10 protein-coding genes are annotated in these 9,076 nt (G+C 68.4%); all 10 read left to right on the top strand.

The annotated features are described in order from the left end of the window. Positions 1-359 precede the first annotated feature (359 nt). Complete coding sequence (locus ASF65_RS12125; RefSeq protein WP_055889494.1) at positions 360-1,865, top strand: sugar ABC transporter ATP-binding protein; 1,506 nt, start codon at positions 360-362, stop codon at positions 1,863-1,865. A gap of 51 nt (positions 1,866-1,916) precedes the next feature. Then, positions 1,917-2,933 carry an ABC transporter permease gene (locus ASF65_RS12130; RefSeq protein WP_055889495.1) on the top strand — a complete coding sequence of 339 codons (1,017 nt, stop codon included), beginning with the start codon at positions 1,917-1,919 and terminating at the stop codon, positions 2,931-2,933. Between the two features lie 59 nt (positions 2,934-2,992). Beyond that, positions 2,993-4,093 (top strand): substrate-binding domain-containing protein, encoded by a 1,101-nt coding sequence (locus ASF65_RS12135; RefSeq protein ID WP_055889497.1) that lies wholly within the window; start codon positions 2,993-2,995, stop codon positions 4,091-4,093. A gap of 73 nt (positions 4,094-4,166) precedes the next feature. Next, a complete protein-coding gene (locus ASF65_RS12140; RefSeq protein ID WP_055889498.1) occupies positions 4,167-4,505 on the top strand; it encodes a hypothetical protein in 339 nt (112 codons plus the stop codon). A 7-nt stretch (positions 4,506-4,512) separates the two neighbouring features. Then, a complete protein-coding gene (locus tag ASF65_RS12145) occupies positions 4,513-5,427 on the top strand; it encodes an SMP-30/gluconolactonase/LRE family protein (protein ID WP_055889502.1) in 915 nt (304 codons plus the stop codon). 101 nt (positions 5,428-5,528) lie between these two features. Then, entirely contained in the window at positions 5,529-6,566 is a 1,038-nt protein-coding gene (locus tag ASF65_RS12150) for an L-idonate 5-dehydrogenase (protein WP_055889505.1), read from the top strand. Between the two features lies 1 nt (position 6,567). Next, positions 6,568-6,894, top strand: a complete 327-nt coding sequence (locus ASF65_RS12155) for a hypothetical protein (RefSeq protein ID WP_082505508.1) — start codon at positions 6,568-6,570, stop codon at positions 6,892-6,894. A 92-nt stretch (positions 6,895-6,986) separates the two neighbouring features. After that, entirely contained in the window at positions 6,987-8,006 is a 1,020-nt protein-coding gene (locus ASF65_RS12160; RefSeq protein ID WP_055889513.1) for a LacI family DNA-binding transcriptional regulator, read from the top strand. A 25-nt stretch (positions 8,007-8,031) separates the two neighbouring features. Then, positions 8,032-8,916: an NAD(P)-dependent oxidoreductase gene (locus ASF65_RS12165; RefSeq protein ID WP_055889508.1), complete on the top strand. Its 885-nt coding sequence runs from the start codon at positions 8,032-8,034 to the stop codon at positions 8,914-8,916. A gap of 43 nt (positions 8,917-8,959) precedes the next feature. Next, positions 8,960-9,076: NAD(P)-binding domain-containing protein (locus ASF65_RS22090; protein ID WP_244486645.1), on the top strand; the 117-nt coding region annotated here is incomplete at its 3' end.

Genomic DNA, 9,076 nt, shown 5'->3' on the forward strand with positions numbered 1-9,076 from the left:
CACACCTCCGGTCGGGCTACGCCCTCCCTACGATGCGGCCCGCGCCGTCCGTCTCATCCTGATTGACGCCCAGTCTCATCCTGTTTGTCGCCGCGCAGCCAGTACAGATCGCGCCTATCCAGTCCCCCGGAATGGAGCCTGGAATCAGACGGCACACCTCATATCAATGGGTCCTGACCCTAAACTCTGCCATCTGCGCGGGATCTTCTTATGACGACTTATGCTGTTCCCTTCACGGCGGTCAGATCGCTGCGCTATCCCATGATCGTCAACACAAGGATCCGGCCCATCACCTGACACCTATTGACACCCCCTAAGTTATCGATAACATCTGCGACGTCGATGATTGGGAGGTTGTCGTGAGCGAACTTCGGTTCGAGGGCATTGCCAAGCGGTTTGGAGGAACCCAGGCGCTGAAGGGTGTCAGCTTCTCCGTTCGTTCCGGCGAGGTCGTGGCGCTGCTCGGCGAGAACGGCGCGGGCAAGTCCACCGTCATCAAGATCCTCGGCGGCATCCATAAGGCGGATGTCGGGCGGATCGCGATCGACGGTACGCCCTATTCTCACGGGAGCGAAGGCACAGTGGGCGCGCGGCGCCAGGTCGCCTTCGTCCACCAGGATCTCGGCCTCATCGAGTGGATGACGGTCGCCGAGAACGTCGCCATCGCCAACGGATATCCCCGGCGTGGCGGAGCCAGGCGTGGGCTCGTCGACTGGTCGGGCGTCAGAGCCCAGGCCGTGGAAGCGCTGGCTCGGCTCAACTGCGACTTCGATCCTGACACGCGCGTCGCCTCGCTGTCGCGCACCGAAAAGTCTTTGGTAGCGATCGCACGCGCGCTCGCCACGGCGTGTCAGTTCCTGGTCCTCGACGAGCCGACGGCCAGCTTGCCCGCCGACGAGGTGGAGAAGCTGATGGCGGCGGTGCGGCGGCTCGCCGGCGACGGCGTCGGCGTGATCTACGTCTCGCACCGGCTGGACGAGATCTTCCGCGTCGCCGACCGGGCCGTGGTGCTGCGCGACGGCGCGCTGGCGGGAGAGGGGCGGATCGCCGACCTCACGCCCGCCGACCTTATCGCCCAGATCGTCGGCACCGGCTCGCTCCGGCTCTACGAGAAGCTGCCGGCGCCGGTCAATGCCGCCGCGCGCGTGTCGGTGCGCGGCTTGGCGACAGCGGGCGCGGGGCCGGTCGATTTCGACATCCGCGAGGGCGAGATCCTCGGGCTCGTCGGCCTGCGGGGCGCCGGCCAGGAGGCCATCGGGCGCGCGCTCTTCGGGGCGCAGCCGCATTCGGGCTCGGTCTCGATCGATGGCGTGGCGCCGGACCTTTCCTCCATGCGCGCGGCGCTCCAGTCCGGCATCGGGCTCGTCGCCCGCGACCGGGCGGAGGAGTCGGTCGCTGCCGCGCTGTCGGTGCGCGAGAACGCCTTCCTCAATCCCGGCGCCTTTGGCCGCAAGCTCCTGTCCTTCCGCTCGCCGGGGCGCGAGCGCGACGCCGCGCGCGAGCTAGGCCGCCGCATCGGCCTTCGTCCCAACGATCCCGATCTTGCCATCGAGGGCCTGTCGGGCGGCAACCAGCAGAAGGTCATCGTTGGCCGTTGGCTGGAGACCGGCCGCCGCCTCCTCATCCTGGAAGATCCGACGGCCGGCGTCGATGTCGGCGCCAAGGCCGAGATCTACCGCCTCGTGGAAGCCGCCGTCGCCGCTGGTCTCGCCGTCCTTGTCGTCTCCACCGACTTCGAGGAGGTGGCGACGCTCTGCCACCGGGCGCTTGTCTTCAACCGCGGCACGATCATCGCGGAACTCTCCGGCGACGCCGTGACGACCGAGCGCGTCATCGCCGCCGCCAGTGCCTCCGAAGCCGCCTGACCCCTTCACCGCCGCCCCGCCTTTGGGTCGCGCGCCCGGGAGACCGTCCCCATGAACTCCATCAAGTCGAATGCGCTGGAGCCGACGCGTGCCGAAATGCGCGGCCTGTCGAAGTCGCAGGCCGCCATGCGCCTGCTGCCGGTCTACGGCTTGCCGATCCTGACGCTCCTGCTCATCCTTCTCTTCGCGCTCCTGTTGCCGCGCACCTTCCCGACGCTTCTGAACCTGCGCTCCATCGTCTCGGACAAGTCGATCATCGCGCTCCTGGCGCTCGCGGCCATGATCCCCATGACGGCCGGCAAGATCGACCTGACGGTCGGCTACGGCATCGTGCTCTGGCATATTCTGGCGATTTCGCTGCAGACGGCCTTCGGCATTCCCTGGCCGGTCGCGGTGCTGATCGTCCTGGCGCTCGGCGCGGCTGTCGGCCTCCTCAACGGGCTTCTGGTCGAGGTCGCGCAGATTGACAGTTTCATCGCCACGCTCGGCATGGGCACCGTGCTTTATGCGCTCGCCCTCTGGTACACCGGCGGCCGGCAGGTCGTGGCCCCGCTCCCCGAAGGCTTCCTGGCGCTGAACGGCACGATGGTCTTCGGGCTCCCGATCGGCGGCTTCTATGTGCTGGGTCTCGCCGTCTTCCTCTGGCTCGTTCTCGAATACACGCCCGTCGGCCGCTACCTCTATGCCATCGGGGCCAATCCGAAGGCCGCCGCGCTCAACGGCATTCCTGTCCGCCACTTCACCATGGCGACCTTCGTCGCCTCCGGCCTCCTCACCGCGCTGACGGGCGTGCTTCTGGCCTCCAAGCTGCGGATCGGGCAGGCGAGCGTCGGCCTCGAATACCTGCTGCCGGCGCTCGTCGGGGCCTTTCTCGGCTCGACCACGATCAAGCCCGGCCGCGTCAACGTCTGGGGCACGGTGGTCGGCGTCATCGTGCTCGCGGTCGGCATTTCCGGCATCCAGCAGTTCGGCGGCTCCTTCTATGTCGAGCCCCTGTTCAACGGCATGACGCTGCTCGTCGCCATCGGCATCGCCGCCTACGCCCAGCGCCGACGCGGCGCGAAATAACGCAACTGGCCCGCCGGGAGGAACCAAGCGGGCCGCCATCATCCTCGGGAGGAAACCACATGAAGACGCTTCTCTCCGCACTGCTCCTCGGCGGCGCCCTTCTGGTCGCCGCCGCGCCCGGCGCGCGCGCCGACGCGATGGCGGACGCCAAGGCGACCGTGGACAAATACGCCTCCCGCGTCACGACCTGGGACGGTCCGACCACCGGCCCGAAGATCGCCGCGGACAAGACGATCGTGGTGCTCGCCGGCGACATGAAGAACGGCGGCATTCTCGGCGTCGTGTCGGGCATCGAGGAGGCCGCCAAGGCCGCCGGCTGGACGGTCCGCACGATCGACGGCGCGGGCTCCATCTCGGGCCGCACGGCGGCCGTCGGCCAGGGCATCGCGCTGAACCCCGACGGCATCGTCGTCGCCGGCTTCGACGCGGTGGAACAGCAGGCCGGTCTGGAGCAGGCCAAGAACGCCAACATTCCGATCGTCGCCTGGCACACGGCGCCCGAGGTCGGTCCCGTCGCCTCCGCCGGCGTCTTCGCCAACGTGACCACCGACCCGATGCAGGTGGCCAAAGCCGCCGCCGACTGGGCCTATGTCGACGCGAACGGCAAGCCGGGCGTCGTGATCTTCACCGACTCGACCTACGCCGTCGCGATCGCCAAGGCCGACGCCATGAAGGCCGAGATCGAGAAGCTCGGCGGCACGGTGGTCGAATATGTCGACACGCCGATCGCCGAAACCTCGACCCGAATGCCGCAGCTGACCACCTCGCTTCTTCAGCGCCATGGTGACGCCTGGACCCATTCGCTCGCCATCAACGATCTCTACTTCGACTTCATGGGCCCCTCGCTCGCCGCAGCCGGCATTGCGGGCGACGGCAAGCCGGTGAACGTGGCCGCCGGCGACGGGTCGGAATCGTCCTACCAGCGCATCCGCTCCGGCCAGTTCCAGGCGGTCACCGTCGCCGAGCCCTTGAAGCTTCAGGGCTGGCAGCTCGTGGACGAATTGAACCGCGCCTTCGCGGGCCAGCCGTGGTCCGGCTACGTCTCGCCGCTGCACATCGTCACCAAGGCGAACATCGAGTTCGACGGCGGCCCGACCAACGCCTTCGATCCGGAGAACGGCTATCGCGACGCCTACAAGGCGATCTGGGGCGTGAAGTAACACGGCCGCCGCCATTGCCCGGCGCGCGCGCCGCGCCGGGCCCATTTCTGAATCCATCGATCGGACGTCTTCCATGTTCATCCGCTGCGCCTTCTTTCGCGGCCGCGCCAAGCCCGGCTCCGAAGCAGAATTTTCCGCGTACGTGCGCGACAAGCTCGTGCCGCTCTGGACGCGCTTTCCCGGCGCCGAAGAGGTGCGCGTTCTCCGCCAGGAGGAGGCCGACGTCGCCGAGCCGCATTTCGAGATGGTGCTGCAGGTTCGCTATCCCTCGCGCGAGGCGATCGAGACGGCGCTCGCTTCCGATGTGCGCTTCGAATCCCGCGAAGTGACGAAGGGTCTGCTCGAGCTTTATGAAGGCGACATCTTCCACACCGTCTTCCGCGCCGACGACTACGCCCTGCCGACGGACTGACCCCGCCATGGCCGAGACCTACGTCGTTCACGACGACCGCTTCAGAAACCTCTTCATCGGCCACGCCAAGCTGGAGCGGCTGTGGACGGGCGGGCGTTGGGTGGAGGGGCCGGTCCACGTGCCGGCCGCCAAGTCCGTGCTCTGGTCGGATATCCCGAACGACCGGGTGATGCGCTACGACGAATGCGACGGCAGCGTCTCGGTCTTCGAGAGCCCCTGCGGCTACCACAACGGCCACGCCCTCGACGCACAAGGGCGTGTCGTCGCCTGCGAGCACGGCGGGCGCCGAATCTCGCGCCTCGACCATGACGGTGTCTGGCGAACCCTTGTTTCGCACTGGGGAGACAAGCGACTGAACTCGCCGAACGACGTCGTCGTGAAGCGCGACGGCACGATCTGGTTCTCCGATCCGACCTACGGGATCGACTTTCATTACGAGGGCCACCGCGCGCCTTCCGAGATCGGTGCCTCCAACGTGTATCGGCTCGACCCGGCGACCGGCGAGGTGACGGTGGTCGTGTCGGACATGCTGAAGCCCAACGGCCTCTGCTTCTCGCCGGACGAGACGATCCTCTACGTTTCCGAAACGGGCCGCACGCACGATCCGGCCTGCGAGCCCGCGATCCGCGCCTATCCCGTGATGAACGGGCGCAGCTTGGGAGAGGGGCGCCTCTTCGCCCGCTCGCCGAACGGCTTCTTCGACGGGTTCCGTTCCGACGCGAACGGCAACATCTGGGCGTCCAACGCCGACGCGGTTTACGTCTACGCCCCCGACGGCACGCATATCGGCTCGATCCCGGTGGAGGAGATGGTGTCGAATCTCTGCTTCGGCGGACGCAAGCGCAACCGCCTCTACATCACCGCGCAGACCTCGCTCTACGCGATCTATGTCAACGCCCATGGGGACGGCTGGCGGGACTGAGCCGCCGGCCAAGCAAACGACCCTTTCGCGATCCATCTTCTTCTGTTATCGATAACAAACTGCAGCGGCTTGGATGGAGCTGCTGGAAGGAGCCCCAGCTCATGCGCGCCGCCGTGATCCATGCCGCCAGGGACTTGCGCCTCGACGAGCGCCCCGAGCCCACCGTCGCGCCGGGCGACGTGCTCGTGCGCTTCGGGGCGGGCGGCATCTGCGGATCGGACCTGTCGTATTGGGGCAAGGGCCGCGTCGGCGACTTCGCGCTGCGCGAGCCGCTGGTTCTCGGCCACGAGGTGGCGGGCGAGATCGAGGCGCTGGGCGAGGGCGTGTCGGGGCTGGCGATCGGCCAGCGCGTCGCCATCAACCCGAGCCGGCCTTGCCTCCACTGCGATTACTGTCGGGCGGGCCGCTCCAACCTCTGCCGCAACATGCGCTTCTTCGGCTCGGCCGCGATGTTCCCGCATGTGCAGGGCGGCTTTGCCGAGCGCTTCACCTGCCGCGCCGACCAGGCCGTGCCGGTGCCTGTGGACATGCCGCTGGCGAAGGCCGCGCTGGCGGAACCCTTGTCCGTCGCGATCCACGGCCTCACCCGCGCGGGCGACCTCCTCGGCAAGCGCGTCCTGATCACCGGCGCCGGGCCGATCGGCATGCTCCTGACGCTCGCCGTGCGCCGTGCGGGAGCGAGCGTCGTCGCGGTCACCGATCTCGTGGACGAGCCGCTGGCGCTGGCGCGGCAGGCGGGCGCCGACAAGACGATCAACGTCGCGACGGCACCGGAGCGTCTGGCCGCGTTCGAAGCGAGCAAGGGATTCTTCGACGTCGGCTTCGAGGCGACGGGCGCGCCGCCCGCGCTCGCCTCGCTGGTGCGCGCCGTTCGCCCGGGCGGGCGCATCGTGCAGCTCGGCATGATGCCGCCGGGCGAGGTCGGTGTGTCGGTGAACATGCTGATGGCGCAGGAGATCGACCTCGTCGGCGCCTTCCGCTTCTGCGAGGAGTTCCACACGGCGGTGGACTGGCTGGCCAACGACCGGATCGACGTGGCGCCCGTGATGTCGGCCGAGATGCCGATGAGCGAACTCGGCGCCGCCTTCGAGATGGCGGCTGACCGCACCCGCGCGATCAAGGTGCACCTGCATTTCTGACATGGCCATCCACACCCGCAGCGCCCTCTTCGAAGGCACGATCCGGCCCGGTTGCGAGGAGGCCTTCTACGACCTCGTCATGGCCGAGTTGATGCCGATCTGGCAGGCCATGCCCGGCGCCATGGCCGTCCGCGTGCTGCGCATGGAACGTCGCGAGGACGGCGCGCCGGCGCTCGTTCTGGTGCAGGAGATCGACTATCCCTCGGCGGACGCGGTGGTGGAGGCCGAGGTCTCGCCCGTGCGGGCGCGCGGGGCGCCGGTCATGGCAAAGCTCATGACCCTCTTCGACGGCACGCTGCGCCATGTGGTCTACCGCCGTCTCGCCTGAGGGCTCGGCCGCACGAACGCGGAAAGGAGAGGGCGAGGATGGCCCGACAGAAGAAGGCCGGCACGGCCGCCGAAGTTCTGACGAAGCCCACGATGCGGGATGTCTCCAAGCTCGCGGGCGTCTCGACGATGACGGTGAGCCGGGTGCTGGCCGACCCCTCGATCGTCGCGCCCGAGACGCGCGAGCGCGTCATGCGCGCGGTCGACCAGCTCGGCTACGTCCCGGATCTCGTGGCGGGGTCCTTGTCCTCGCGGCGTACCAATTTCGTCGGCCTGATCCTACCGACCCTCACCAACTCCAACTTCGCCGACACCGCGCAAGGGCTCGCCGAGGCGCTGGGGCAGAGCTACCAGCTCCTCATCGGCTACACGCTCTATCAGGCGGGCGAGGAGGAGCGGCTGGTGCGCTCGCTCCTGGCGCGCCGCCCGCAGGGCATCGTCGTCGCGGGCACGCTGCACACGGCCTCGACGCGCCGGATGCTGATGAACGCGGGCATTCCGGTCGTCGAGATCTGGGAGGCGCCGAGCGCCCCGCTCGACCGGGCGGTCGGCTTCTCCAATTTCGAGGCCGGGCGCGCCGCCGCCCGCCACCTCCTGTCGCTGGGGCTCCGGCGCATCGCTGCCCTCGGCTCGGAGGCGGACGGCGACGTTCGCGACGTGCGCGGCGAGGCACGCCTGCAGGGTTTTGCCGCCGTTCTCAAGGAAGAGGGCATCGAGACCGGCCTCATCCTGCGTCACGGCTCGGCGCCCGTGTCCTACGCCCACGGCGGGGCGGCGATGAAGCTCCTGCTCCGCGATATGCCGGATGTCGAGGGCGTCTTTGCCGTGTCGGACGGCTCGGCCTTCGGCGCGCTGATGGAATGCCGGCGCCAGGGCATCGACGTGCCGGGCCGTCTCAGCCTCATGGGCTTCGGCGATTTCGAACTCGGACGCGAATGCGAGCCGGCGATCTCGACCATCCGCGTCGATGCCAAGGGTATCGGCACCAGGGCGGGCGAGCTCCTGCGCGATCTCTTCGACGGGCGGGGTGCGGACTGGGCCCCCTCCATCGACCTCGGCATCGAGGTCGTGCCGCGGGGCACCACCGCCGCGCCCCGCCGTCCCGCCCTTTGATTTTCCCTTATCGAAAGACACAATCATGAGCCAAACGCGGATCGGCGTCGTCGGAGTGGGCGTGATGGGCAGCGCCATCGCGGGCCGCTTTCTCGAGACGGGGCACACCGTCACCTTGCGCGATCGCGATGCGCAGAAGACCGCGCCGCTGGCAGAAAAGGGCGCGGCCGTCGCGGAAAGCTCCAGCGCGCTGATGGACGCCAGTGATGTCGTGATTCTCAGCCTCAACACGGCCGAGATCGTCGAGGCCGTGGTGTTCGGCACCGACGGGCTCGCCGGCCATGCGCGGGACGGCATGCTTCTGATCGACATGTCCTCCACCGACCCGAAGGCGACCGCCGCGATGGGCGCGCGGCTGCGCGCCGAAACCGGCCTCGGATGGGTCGATGCGCCGCTGTCCGGCGGTGCGCCCGCCGCGACCGAAGGTCGGTTGACCCTGATGATGGGCGGCGACGCGGAGGAGGTGGAGCGGGCGAAGGGCGTGCTGTCGGCGGTCGCCGCCAACATGACCCATATGGGTCCCTGCGGCGCGGGGCAGACGACGAAGCTCATCAACCAGGTGCTTTGCGCCTGCAATTTCCTCGCCGTCGCGGAAGCGACGCGCCTTGCGCTCGACGCCGGCGTCGATGCGGAGCGTATCCCGGCAGCGCTCGCCGGCGGGCGCGCCGACAGCCGCATCCTGCAGGAGTTCATGGGCAAGATGGCGCGGTTCGATCTGACGCCGACGGGGCGGATCGACAACATGCTGAAGGACCTGGAGGCGACGCAGCGCTTCTCGATGGAACTGCGAACGCCGATGCCGCTCACGAACCTCATCACCGATCTCCACCGCATGATGGTGGCCGCAGGGATCGGGGGCGAGGATAGCGCCGCCTACATGAAGCTCTTCGATTTCGGCGCGGCGCGCTGAACGTGGCAGCCCTTTTTCACAGCGATCACACAGGAGCTTTGCCATGAGCGAGCGCATCGCCGATCTCGGCGTCTTGGGCATGGGCACGATGGGGGCGAGCCTTGCGCTCAACTTCGCCGACAATGGCGGGTTCACAGTCGCTCTCGGCAACCGGACGGTC

Origin of the sequence: Aureimonas sp. Leaf324 (assembly GCF_001423245.1) — a bacterium.
In the GTDB taxonomy this organism is placed as follows: Bacteria; Pseudomonadota; Alphaproteobacteria; order Rhizobiales; family Rhizobiaceae; genus Aureimonas.